Origin of the sequence: Variovorax boronicumulans NBRC 103145, assembly GCF_001591345.1 — a bacterium.
GTDB lineage: Bacteria > Pseudomonadota > Gammaproteobacteria > Burkholderiales > Burkholderiaceae_C > Variovorax > Variovorax boronicumulans.
Genome location: NZ_BCUS01000066.1, coordinates 25797 through 35455, shown reverse-complemented (window position 1 = coordinate 35455; position 9659 = coordinate 25797). Strand labels below are relative to the sequence as shown.

Genomic DNA, 9659 nt, shown 5'->3' with positions numbered 1-9659 from the left:
CCACGGCCGGATCGCGCGCCAGCGCATCCTCGACCGCCTCGCGGCGTTCGGGCGGCAACTGGCCGTCGACCCAGGCGTGCAGCTCGTCGTCGGTGGGGGGCAGGGTGGGGCGGGTCATGGCGGGTTGCTTCACGTCACTTGAGGCGGCGCAGGCCGGGGCGGCTGGACGCGGCGGCGCCGTCCATCAGTTCCTGCAGACGAAGGCGGGCGCGCGAGAGGCGCGACATCACGGTGCCGATCGGAATGCCGAGCACCTTCGCCACCTCGGTGTAGGACAGGTCTTCGAGCGTCACCAGCAGCAGCACGGCGCGTTGCTCTTCGGGCAGCAGCATCAGGCAGCGCTGCAGGTCGAGGCCCAGGCTCGGGTCGGCGCCGCCTTGCAGCTGCTCGGGTGCTACATCCTCCAGTGGCACGACTGCATGCGGTGGCGGCCGGCGTCGCACCTGGCTGGCGAAGAGGTTGTGCATGACCGTGAAGAGCCAGGCACGCAGGTCGGTGCCCACCACCCAGAGCCGCCACTTGCCGCAGGCGCGCTCGAGCGTGTCCTGCACCAGGTCGTCGGCCGCCCAGGCATTGCCCGTGAGTGCGCGCGCATAGCGGCGCAGGCTCGGGATGTGCTCGACCAGCAGGCGGGCGTCCATGGGTGGGCCGGGAGCCTGTCGGACTCAGGGCTTGGCGGTTTTCCAGGTGCCGTTGACGCCGTCGCCGGTCTTGTCGCCCGGCTTGGTGTCCTTCACCCAGTAGTACAGCGGCCAGCCCTTGGCGGCCCATTGCTTCTTGCCGTCGTCGCGCGTGACGATGGTGAAGTCGCCGCTGGGCTTGTCGCTGTCGGCTGCCATGAAGGGCGGCCAGTTGGTGGCGCAGCCGCCGTTGCAGGCCGACTTGCCGCTGCCGGCCGTGTCCTTGTCGAAGGTGTAGAGCGTCATGCCGTTCGCACCGACCAGCGCGCCATCGGCGGCCTTGGGCTGGGCGAACGCGGGGAGGGCGAGCAGGCTGCCGAGCAGTGCGGCGGCGAGGCCGACGGAGGACATGCGGATAGGTGACATGGGAAGACTCCTGGGTTGATGGCATCGAGGATCGATGACACCGCGCAAACGCCCGCAGAGCGCGTTTTATTCCATGCCGCCCAAAAAAAGAAGAATCAGCGGTTGCGGCTCTTCATCGCGCGCTCGACTTCGCGCTTGCCTTCGCGGTCCTTGATGGTGTCGCGCTTGTCGTGCTCGGCCTTGCCCTTGGCGAGCGCGATCTCGCACTTCACCTTGCCGGCCTTCCAGTGCAGGTTCAGCGGCACCAGCGTGTAGCCCTTTTGTTCGACCTTGCCGACGAGGCGCTTGATCTCTTCCTTGTGCAGCAGCAACTTCTTGGTGCGGACCGAATCAGGATTGACGTGCGTCGAGGCGCTCTTGAGCGGGTTGATCTGGCAGCCGACCACGAACAGCTCGCCGTCGCGGATCACCACGTAGCCGTCGGTCAGCTGCACCTTGCCTTCGCGCAGCGACTTGACTTCCCAGCCCTCGAGGACCATGCCGGCCTCGAAGCGTTCTTCGAAGAAATAGTTGTAGGCGGCCTTCTTGTTGTCGGCGATGCGGGAGGAGGTGTCTTGTTTCTTGGTGGCCATGGCTCGAGAAGTTGGGGGCGCATGGCTTCAATACAATCCGTCGCGCACGCTGTGCCGATTCTATGAAAACAGTCCACAAGTCCGTCCTCATCTGGTACAGCGCCGAAGAAATGTACGCGCTCGTCACCGATGTGGCGAAGTACCCGCAGTTCCTGCCCTGGTGCGATAAGTCGCGCGTCATCGAGCAGGACGAAGGCGGCATGACCGCCGAAGTCGGCCTGGCCTTCGCCGGGCTGCACCAGAGTTTCACCACCCGCAACACGCACATCGCGGGCCGCGAGGTGCAACTGAAGCTGGTCGACGGGCCGTTCTCCAACCTCGACGGCACCTGGAAATTCCACCCCGTGGGCGAGCAGGGCGAACGCGCCTGCCGCGTCGAGCTGCAGATGAGCTACGGCTTCAGCAACTTCGCGCTGCAGGCCCTGGTGGGGCCGGTGTTCGACACCATCGCCTCGAGCCTGGTCGAAGCCTTCGTCAAGCGCGCCGAACAGGTCTACGGCGAAGGCTGATGGCCGATCGCCGCATCGAGGTCACGCTGAGCTGTTCGCCGGCGGCGCGCGAGGTGTTCGAGCAGGTCCTGCAGCTCGCGCCCGGCACCGCGGTGGCCGAGGCGGTGAAGGCCAGCGATCTCATGCAGCGCTTTCCCGACCTGGACTGGCGGCATGCCATGACGCCGGGCATCTGGGGCCGGGCGGTGGCGTGGGAGCAGCCGTTGAAGGACGGCGACCGCATCGAGTTGTGCCGGCCGCTCACGGTCGATCCGAAGGTGGCGCGCCGTGAACGCTTCCAGCGCCAGGGGGCGCGCGGCACGGGCCTGTTCGCGAACAAGCGCAAGGGCGGCAAGGACGGCTACTGAGCGGCCGTCGCGGGCTTACTTGCAGTCGCTGTCGATGACCGACTGAACCCGCTTCTGCTCGGCTGCGCGCGCAGCGTCGTCCATGATTTCGCGCTCGCCCTTGGCGTTGACCTTGGCGAGGCGGATGCCACTGTCGATCGTGGCTTTGCCTTCCCGTGCGCGGGCGCAGCTCTCGGCTTTTGCCTTGGCGATCTTCGCCGCTTCAGCCGCTTCCTTGGCCTTCTGCTCGGCCTCGGCCTTCTTGGTCTTTTCCTCGAGTTCCTTGTCCACGCCCGTGGGCTTGGGCGGCGGCGCGGCCTTGGCGGCTGCGGCCGTGTCGCTACTTCCTTCGGGGGCCGGCGTGGCCGGGGCGGGCGCCCGGGCCGACGGCGAGGGGCCGGCGCGGCGCAGGATGTTCTTTTCGGGGATGTCGGTGGGCGGCGGCTGGTCGCTGAAGACCTTCTTGCCGCTGTTGTCGACCCATTGCCATTGCGCGCTCGCCGAGAGCGGCAGCGCGCACGCGCAACCCAGTACCAGCCAATGCAGGAGATTCATGCGCGGAGTTTAGCTGGGCCTTACTTTTTGCAACATCCGGAATAGGCGGTTTTGCAACGGTCAAAAAGAACCCGCGCCGGCGAAGCGGGCGAGGGCCTCGTTACAATCCGTCTTTTGGAGCCTCACCCATGCGCCTTCTAGGCAAAGCGCTCACCTTCGACGACGTGTTGTTGGTGCCAGCATTCTCCCAAGTCCTGCCCAAGGACACGTCTCTCGCCACCAAGTTCTCCCGCAACATCACGTTGAACCTGCCGCTCGTCTCGGCGGCCATGGACACCGTGACCGAAGCCCGCCTCGCGATCGCCATCGCGCAGGAAGGTGGCATCGGCATCGTGCACAAGAACCTCACCGCGCAACAGCAGGCCGCCGAAGTGGCCCGTGTGAAGCGCTATGAGTCGGGTGTCTTGCGAGACCCGGTGGTGATCACGCCGACGCACTCCGTGCGCCAGGTGATGGCACTGTCCGACCAGCTCGGCATCTCGGGTTTCCCGGTGATCGACGGCGGCAAGGTCGTCGGCATCGTCACGGGGCGCGACCTGCGCTTCGAGAACCGCTACGACGTGCCCGTCAGCGAAATCATGACGCAGCGCGACCGGCTCATCACCGTGCCCGACGGCACCACGCTGGCCGAAGCCAAGGCGCTGCTGAACAAGCACAAGCTCGAGCGCTTGCTGGTCATCAACGGCGACTGGGAGCTCAAGGGCCTCATCACCGTCAAGGACATCACCAAGCAGACCAGCTTCCCCAACGCCGCACGCGATGCCAACGGCCGCCTGCGCGTGGGCGCGGCAGTCGGCGTGGGTGACGGCACCGAAGAGCGCGTCGAAGCCTTGGTGAAGGCCGGCGTCGACGCCATCGTGGTCGACACCGCCCACGGCCACAGCGCCGGCGTGATCGAGCGCGTGCGCTGGGTCAAGAAGAACTATCCGCAGGTCGACGTCATCGGCGGCAACATCGCCACCGGCGACGCCGCGCGTGCGCTGGCCGACGCCGGGGCCGACGCCGTCAAGGTCGGCATCGGCCCCGGCTCCATCTGCACCACCCGCATCGTCGCCGGCGTGGGCGTGCCGCAGATCATGGCGGTCGACAGCGTCGCCACCGCGCTGCAGGGCACCGGCATTCCGCTGATCTCCGATGGCGGCGTGCGCTACTCGGGCGACATCGCCAAGGCCATCGCGGCCGGCGCCAGCACCGTGATGATGGGCAGCATGTTCGCCGGCACCGAAGAGGCTCCGGGCGAAATCGTGCTGTACCAGGGCCGCAGCTACAAGAGCTACCGCGGCATGGGCTCCATCGGTGCGATGCAGCAGGGCAGTGCCGACCGGTACTTCCAGGAATCGACCACCGGCAACCCCAACACCGACAAGCTCGTGCCCGAAGGCATCGAAGGCCGCGTGCCCTACAAGGGCTCGATCGTCTCCATCGTCTACCAGATGGCCGGCGGCGTGCGTGCCAGCATGGGCTACTGCGGCTGCGCGACCATCGAGGACATGCAGAACAAGGCCGAGTTCGTCGAGATCACTACGGCCGGCATCCGTGAGAGCCACGTACACGACGTGCAGATCACGAAGGAAGCCCCGAACTACCGCGCTGAGTAAGCCCAATCTGGCCAGACCTTGAAAGTCAGGCCAGACTCGGCTTAAAATTTGGGCCAGATTCAAATTTTCTGGCCCAAATGCAATCCATCGGCATCGCTGAAGCCAAGAACAACTTCTCGGCCCTGATCGACCTGGTCGAAAAGGGCGAGGAGGTTCGCATCACCCGCCACGGCAAGGAAGTCGTGCGCATGCTGCCGGTGCGCCGCAAGCCCGTTATCACCGACGAGCAGATCGCCCGCGAGCTCGGGCAGATCGACGCGCTGCACGCCACCATCCAGCCCGGCCCCACGGTCCGCGAGCTCCAGGACCAGGGACGCCAGCCATGACCGCCTTCGTCATGGACGCCTCGGTCACCGCCGCCTGGCTGCTGCCCGACCAGGCCAACGAACACACCCGCAGGCTCTACGCCGCCATCCGGCGCGACGAGGTCGAGCCGCAGGCGCCCAATGCCTGGCAATGGGAGTGCGCCAACATCCTCGCCAACGGCGTGCGCAGCGGCCGCATCCCGGCATCGGCCGTCGAAGGCCTGTGGAGCGTGCTCGACGCCATCCGCCACCGCGTGGAGCTGCACGACCTCGCGCCGGCCCAGCACAAGGCCGTGCTCGCCGTCGCCATCGACGCGGGCGTCTCGCTCTACGATGCGGGCTACCTCTGGCTCGCCAAATCGCTCAACCTTCCGCTTGCCACCTTCGACGAGCACCTCATCCAGGCTGCGCCGCACGCGGGCGTCAAGCTGTTCGACATTTCAACGCTCTGAGTCCTTTCGCCATGCAACACGACAAGATCCTCATCCTCGACTTCGGCTCGCAAGTCACCCAGCTCATCGCACGCCGCGTGCGCGAAGCGCATGTGCTCAGCGAAGTGCATCCCTGCGATGTCACCGACGAGTGGGTGCGCGAATACGCCGCCGACGGCCACCTCAAGGGCGTGATCCTCTCGGGCAGCCACGCCAGCGTGTACGAAGAGACCACCGACAAGTGCCCGCAAGCCGTGTTCGATCTCGGCATTCCGGTGCTCGGCATCTGCTACGGCATGCAGACCATGGCCCACCAGCTCGGCGGTAAGGTCGAAGGCGGCCACAAGCGTGAGTTCGGCTTCGCCGCCGTGCGCGCCCATGGCCACACCGCGCTGCTGAAAGACATCGCCGACTTCACCACGCCCGAGGGCTTCGGCATGCTCAACGTGTGGATGAGCCACGGCGACAAGGTCACCGAGCTGCCGCCCGGCTTCAAGCTCATGGCCAGCACCGACAGCTGCCCCATCGCCGGCATGGCCGACGAGGCGCGCCGCTACTACGCGCTGCAGTTCCACCCCGAAGTCACGCACACCGTGCAGGGCAAGGCCATCATCGACCGCTTCGTGCTCGGCATCTGCGAAGCCAAGCCCGACTGGGTCATGCGCGACCACATCGCCGAAGCCGTGCAGAAGATCCGCGAGCAGGTGGGCGACGAAGAAGTCATCCTCGGCCTGTCGGGCGGTGTCGACTCGAGCGTGGCTGCCGCGCTCATCCACCGCGCCATCGGCGACCAGCTGACCTGCGTGTTCGTCGACCACGGCCTGCTGCGCCTGAACGAAGGCGACATGGTCATGGAAATGTTCGAAGGCAAGCTGCATGCGAAGGTCATTCGCGTCGATGCCAGCGACCTGTTCCTGGGCAAGCTCGCGGGCGTGAGCGACCCTGAAGCCAAGCGCAAGATCATCGGCGGCGAATTCGTCACCGTGTTCAAGCAAGAGGCTGCCAAGCTCAAAGCGGGCGACGGCGGCCACAAGGGCGCGACCTTCCTGGCGCAAGGCACCATCTACCCCGACGTCATCGAGTCGGGCGGCGCCAAGAGCAAGAAGGCCGTCACCATCAAGAGCCACCACAACGTGGGCGGCCTGCCCGAACAGCTCGGCCTCAAGCTGCTCGAACCGCTGCGCGACCTGTTCAAGGACGAAGTGCGCGAACTCGGCGTGGCCCTCGGCCTGCCGCCCGAGATGGTGTACCGCCACCCGTTCCCCGGCCCCGGCCTGGGCGTGCGCATCCTGGGCGAAGTGAAGAAGGAATACGCCGACCTGCTGCGCCGCGCCGACGCGATCTTCATCGAAGAGCTGCGCAACTTCACCGACGCCGAGACCGGCAAGACCTGGTACGACCTCACGAGCCAGGCCTTCACCGTGTTCCTGCCCGTGAAGAGCGTGGGCGTGATGGGCGACGGCCGTACCTACGACTACGTGGTGGCGCTGCGCGCCGTGCAGACCAGCGACTTCATGACCGCCGACTGGGCCGAGCTGCCGTACGCGCTGCTCAAGAAGGTGTCGGGCCGCATCATCAACGAGGTGCGAGGCATCAACCGCGTGACCTACGACGTATCGAGCAAGCCGCCGGCGACGATCGAGTGGGAGTGATCCCCCATCGCGCGTGCTGACGCACGCGCTGGCACACCGCTTGCGGTCTAATCGCACCTGAAGCGGCGGCCACCGGCGGCGCCGCCTTTCGCGCGAAAGGACGCCCGTTGGCCCGCTCCGATCCTCGCAACACCTCGCGGTATTGGCACGCACCCGGTGTGCCGGGCATGGACCTGCTCCATGCCGACTTCACGACGCATGACTACGCCCCGCACGTGCACGACTCCCTCGTGGTCGCGGTCACGGAGGTGGGCGGCTCGGAGTTCAGGAGCCGGGGCCGCACCGACGTGGCCCACACGCAGGCGCTGCTGGTCTTCAACCCCGGCGAGCCGCACTCGGGTCGCATGGCCGGCAGCCCGCGTTGGCGCTACCGGTCGTTCTACCTGGCCGGGCAGGGGCTTCAGGGCGTGCTCGCGTCGCTGGGCATCGACCAGCCCCGGCACTTCACATCGAACGTCTTTCGCGACCCGGACCTCATCGCGCGCTTCCTGGCGCTGCACTACGCCCTAGACGGAGAGCCTGATCCGCTGCTGCACCAGGAACTGCTCGTGCGCAGCTTCGGTGCGCTGTTCGCCGCGCACGGACAGGCCGGGTCGCGCGTAGCGGCTGCGCCCTCGGAGGTGCGCGTGCTCGCGCCCGTGCTCGAACTGATGCGCGACGGCCATGCCGAGCGGCTGACGCTCGAGCAGATGGCGCAGGCCGCTGACCTGACGACCTTCCAGCTGATCGGCGCCTTCCACCGCACGCTCGGGCTGACCCCACACACCTACCTGACGCAGCTGCGCCTGCGGGCCGCGCTGCGGCAGCTCGATGCGGGCCAGCCCGTGGCCGAGGCCGCGCTGGCCTCGGGCTTCTATGACCAGAGCGCGCTGAACAAGCACTTCAAGCGCACCTTCGGCATGACGCCGTTGCAGTACGTGCACGCCCGGGCGAACTGATCGAGCCGCGAGCGCAATTTCAGCCAATAGCGTTTCGGGTCGTCCTGCCATGCTGAGGCTTCTCAGCAAGGCCACCCATGACACGACTCTTCTGCCAGGAACATGCCGACATCCTGCGGCTGGACGCCCAGGTTCTTCAATCGCGGCCCGGTGCCGTGCGGCTGTCGCAGCATCCGTTCTATCCCGGCGGGGGCGGGCAGCTGCCGGACCGCGGCGTCGTCCGCTGGCAGGGCGGCGAGGTGCCCGTCACCGGTTTTTCCGAGGAGGGCGGTCTGGTCTGGGTCCAGCTGCCCGATCGTATCGAGATCACCGGCGACGTCCAGGCCGAGGTCGATCCGGTCTTCCGGCAATGCATGCGCGAACTGCACACCGACCTGCACGTGCTCAACGCACTGGTCTTCCGTGACTTCGACGGCGCGCTGGTCACGGGCGTGCAGATGAACGACGACGGCACTGCGCGCATCGACTTCGATCTGCCCGGCGCCGACAACGACCGCCTGCGCGCCCTCGAGCCCGAATTGAACGACGTGATCGCGCAGGACCTCGCGGTGCAGACGCACTACGTGTCGGTCACCGCCGCTCATGGCGAGCAGGGGCTGCTGCGCTCCCGCTCGGTGGCGCCGCCGCCTTCGGCCGAGGGCCTGGTCCGTATCGTCGAGATCGCCGGGCTCGACCGGCAGGCCTGCGGCGGCACGCACCTCGCGTCCACCAGCGCCTCGCGGCCGGTGCGGATTCTCAAGATCGAGAACAAGGGGCGCTCCAACCGCCGCGTGCGCATCGGGCTGCAGGGGCTGTAGGCATGCGCAGGTCGCTGCTGGCGCTGTGGGCGCATCCGGTGTGGCTGCTGTGGGTGCCGCCGGCCTTCTGGGCCGGCAACCTCGTGCTGGGGCGTGCGCTCGGGCCGGTCTTTCCGCCGGTGTCGCTCGCGGTGGGGCGCTGGGTCGTGGCGCTGGCGGTGCTGGCGCCGTTCGTCGGCGCGCAGGCGTGGCGCGAGCGCGGGCTGCTTGCACGGCACTGGCGACTGATCGCGGCGTGCGGCGCCTTCGGCATCGCCGGCTACAACGCGCTCGGCTACCTCGCCTTGCAGACGGTGCCCGCCACCAGCGTCGCGTTCCTCAACTCGACGCTGCCGCTGATGGTGCCGCTCGCCGCCGTGGTGCTCGGTGTCGAGCGCATCACCTGGAAGGCCTTGCTCGGCATCGGCATCTCGTTCCTCGGCGTGACCTGGATCGTGGCGCGCGGCGAACTGGCGCATCTGCTGGCATTGCGGCTGGGCGGCGGCGAGCTGCTGGTGCTGCTGGCCGTGGCCAACTACGCCGTGTACTCGGTACTGTTGCGGCGCAAGCCGGCGGCCCTCAGCCCGCTGGTGTTCCTGGCCGCGACCATGGCCGCCGGGCTGGTGGTGCTGATGCCGTTCTGGGTGATCGAGCTGGCACGCGGCGCGCGCATTCCGACCGACGTGGCCTCGGTGGGCGCGGTGCTGTACATCGGCCTCTTCGCGTCGCTGTTCGCCTTCATCCTGTGGAGCCGCTGTGTCGCGACGTTGGGGGCGACGGTGACGGGCGTGTCGTTCCATCTCGTCGCGCTGTTCACTGCGCTGCTGGCGTTCCTTGTGCTGCGGGAGCCCGTGCGCGGCTTTCACATTGCAGGCATCGTGCTGATCCTGCTCGGCTTCTTCGTCACGACCTTCCAGCCGGCGAGGCGCGCGAAGGTCGCGGCCTGAGCCG

General features: G+C 67.5%; 13 protein-coding genes. 9 read left to right on the top strand and 4 right to left on the bottom strand.

Annotated features, from left to right (window positions below):
* Positions 1-134: 134 nt before the first annotated feature.
* From VBO01S_RS19085 to smpB, 3 genes are all read right to left on the bottom strand, one after another.
* Complete coding sequence (locus VBO01S_RS19085; protein WP_062477860.1) at positions 135-641, bottom strand: sigma-70 family RNA polymerase sigma factor; 507 nt, start codon at positions 639-641, stop codon at positions 135-137.
* A 24-nt stretch (positions 642-665) separates the two neighbouring features.
* Positions 666-1046: a COG4315 family predicted lipoprotein gene (locus tag VBO01S_RS19080; protein ID WP_062477857.1), complete on the bottom strand. Its 381-nt coding sequence runs from the start codon at positions 1044-1046 to the stop codon at positions 666-668.
* A 95-nt stretch (positions 1047-1141) separates the two neighbouring features.
* Positions 1142-1618, bottom strand: coding sequence for an SsrA-binding protein SmpB (gene smpB / locus VBO01S_RS19075; RefSeq protein ID WP_062477854.1), 477 nt, complete (start codon positions 1616-1618; stop codon positions 1142-1144).
* A gap of 62 nt (positions 1619-1680) precedes the next feature.
* Between smpB and VBO01S_RS19070 the strand changes: the two genes are divergently transcribed.
* Entirely contained in the window at positions 1681-2127 is a 447-nt protein-coding gene (locus VBO01S_RS19070) for a type II toxin-antitoxin system RatA family toxin (protein WP_062477851.1), read from the top strand.
* Positions 2127-2474, top strand: a complete 348-nt coding sequence (locus VBO01S_RS19065; RefSeq protein WP_062477848.1) for an RnfH family protein — start codon at positions 2127-2129, stop codon at positions 2472-2474. The genes VBO01S_RS19070 and VBO01S_RS19065 overlap by 1 nt, the downstream gene beginning before the upstream one ends.
* A 15-nt stretch (positions 2475-2489) precedes the next feature.
* On the opposite strand, the gene VBO01S_RS19060 is transcribed toward VBO01S_RS19065, so the two are convergent.
* Positions 2490-3008 (bottom strand): DUF4124 domain-containing protein, encoded by a 519-nt coding sequence (locus VBO01S_RS19060; protein ID WP_062477845.1) that lies wholly within the window; start codon positions 3006-3008, stop codon positions 2490-2492.
* Positions 3009-3136: 128 nt separating this feature from the next.
* Here VBO01S_RS19060 and guaB point away from each other — a divergent pair, with 128 nt between their 5' ends.
* From guaB to VBO01S_RS19025, 7 genes are all read left to right on the top strand, one after another.
* On the top strand, positions 3137-4606 hold the full coding sequence (gene guaB, locus VBO01S_RS19055) for an IMP dehydrogenase (protein WP_062477841.1): 1470 nt from the start codon (positions 3137-3139) through the stop codon (positions 4604-4606).
* 77 nt (positions 4607-4683) lie between these two features.
* Positions 4684-4932, top strand: a complete 249-nt coding sequence (locus tag VBO01S_RS19050) for a type II toxin-antitoxin system Phd/YefM family antitoxin (protein ID WP_062477838.1) — start codon at positions 4684-4686, stop codon at positions 4930-4932.
* Complete coding sequence (locus tag VBO01S_RS19045; protein WP_062477835.1) at positions 4929-5363, top strand: type II toxin-antitoxin system VapC family toxin; 435 nt, start codon at positions 4929-4931, stop codon at positions 5361-5363. Before VBO01S_RS19050 ends, VBO01S_RS19045 begins: the two co-directional genes overlap by 4 nt.
* Positions 5364-5374: 11 nt before the next feature.
* The gene (gene guaA / locus VBO01S_RS19040; RefSeq protein WP_062477832.1) at positions 5375-6994 is read left to right on the top strand and encodes a glutamine-hydrolyzing GMP synthase; all 1620 of its coding nucleotides are present in this window, start codon (positions 5375-5377) and stop codon (positions 6992-6994) included.
* 107 nt (positions 6995-7101) lie between these two features.
* The gene (locus tag VBO01S_RS19035; protein WP_062477830.1) at positions 7102-7932 is read left to right on the top strand and encodes a helix-turn-helix transcriptional regulator; all 831 of its coding nucleotides are present in this window, start codon (positions 7102-7104) and stop codon (positions 7930-7932) included.
* A 77-nt stretch (positions 7933-8009) separates the two neighbouring features.
* Positions 8010-8729, top strand: a complete 720-nt coding sequence (locus VBO01S_RS19030) for an alanyl-tRNA editing protein (RefSeq protein WP_062477827.1) — start codon at positions 8010-8012, stop codon at positions 8727-8729.
* 2 nt (positions 8730-8731) lie between these two features.
* On the top strand, positions 8732-9655 hold the full coding sequence (locus VBO01S_RS19025; RefSeq protein WP_062477823.1) for a DMT family transporter: 924 nt from the start codon (positions 8732-8734) through the stop codon (positions 9653-9655).
* Positions 9656-9659 lie beyond the last annotated feature (4 nt).

Bases quoted from the DNA above. Each gene is read 5' to 3' on its own strand.
- VBO01S_RS19085 (WP_062477860.1), bottom strand. From the start codon at position 641: ATGGACGCCCGCCTGCTGGTCGAGCACATCCCGAGCCTGCGCCGCTAT.
- VBO01S_RS19080 (WP_062477857.1), bottom strand. From the start codon at position 1,046: ATGTCACCTATCCGCATGTCCTCCGTCGGCCTCGCCGCCGCACTGCTC.
- smpB (WP_062477854.1), bottom strand. From the start codon at position 1,618: ATGGCCACCAAGAAACAAGACACCTCCTCCCGCATCGCCGACAACAAG.
- VBO01S_RS19070 (WP_062477851.1), top strand. From the start codon at position 1,681: ATGAAAACAGTCCACAAGTCCGTCCTCATCTGGTACAGCGCCGAAGAA.
- VBO01S_RS19065 (WP_062477848.1), top strand. From the start codon at position 2,127: ATGGCCGATCGCCGCATCGAGGTCACGCTGAGCTGTTCGCCGGCGGCG.
- VBO01S_RS19060 (WP_062477845.1), bottom strand. From the start codon at position 3,008: ATGAATCTCCTGCATTGGCTGGTACTGGGTTGCGCGTGCGCGCTGCCG.
- guaB (WP_062477841.1), top strand. From the start codon at position 3,137: ATGCGCCTTCTAGGCAAAGCGCTCACCTTCGACGACGTGTTGTTGGTG.
- VBO01S_RS19050 (WP_062477838.1), top strand. From the start codon at position 4,684: ATGCAATCCATCGGCATCGCTGAAGCCAAGAACAACTTCTCGGCCCTG.
- VBO01S_RS19045 (WP_062477835.1), top strand. From the start codon at position 4,929: ATGACCGCCTTCGTCATGGACGCCTCGGTCACCGCCGCCTGGCTGCTG.
- guaA (WP_062477832.1), top strand. From the start codon at position 5,375: ATGCAACACGACAAGATCCTCATCCTCGACTTCGGCTCGCAAGTCACC.
- VBO01S_RS19030 (WP_062477827.1), top strand. From the start codon at position 8,010: ATGACACGACTCTTCTGCCAGGAACATGCCGACATCCTGCGGCTGGAC.
- VBO01S_RS19025 (WP_062477823.1), top strand. From the start codon at position 8,732: ATGCGCAGGTCGCTGCTGGCGCTGTGGGCGCATCCGGTGTGGCTGCTG.